This is a genomic window from Erwinia artemisiae (genome assembly GCF_051400835.1).
Classification (GTDB): Bacteria; Pseudomonadota; Gammaproteobacteria; order Enterobacterales; family Enterobacteriaceae; genus Erwinia; species Erwinia aeris.
Genome location: NZ_JBLFFM010000027.1, coordinates 1 through 502 on the forward strand (window position 1 = coordinate 1; position 502 = coordinate 502).

The window sequence follows — 502 nt, forward strand, 5'->3', positions numbered from 1 at the left end:
GACGGCGCGGAGCCGGGTGCGACCGTGGTGGTCAGCGACGGTGATGTGGCGCTCGGCGAAACCACGGTAAACGAAGACGGCAGCTGGTCGTACACGCCGGACGAGCCGCTGGCGGAGGGCGATCACGATATCTCCTTCGAAATAATCGACGAGGCGGGCAACGGCAGCGGCCCTTCTGACTCTGTCGGCTACACCGTTGATACCACCGCGCCGGATGTGCCGGACGCCTCAGCCGTTGTTATCACCGATCCCGACGGCAACGCCATCGATCCGTCTGGCGCCACCAGCGCCACCACGCCGACCTTCAGCGGCGACGGCGCGGAGCCGGGCGCGACCATCGTCGTCAGCGACGGTGAAACGGCCATCGGCGAAGCGACCGTGGCGGAGGACGGCAGCTGGTCGTTTACGCCAGAGGAGCCGCTGGCGGAGGGCGACCACGATATCTCCTTCGAAATAATCGACGAGGCGGGCAACGGCAGCGGCCCTTCAGACTCCATTGATT

The 502-nt window shown here is 66.1% G+C and carries 1 protein-coding gene; it reads left to right on the forward strand.

The window, feature by feature from the left end; all coding sequences use genetic code 11:
- The coding region (locus tag ACMGEE_RS21710; RefSeq protein ID WP_436830634.1) for an Ig-like domain-containing protein at positions 1-502 on the forward strand (502 nt) is incomplete at both ends.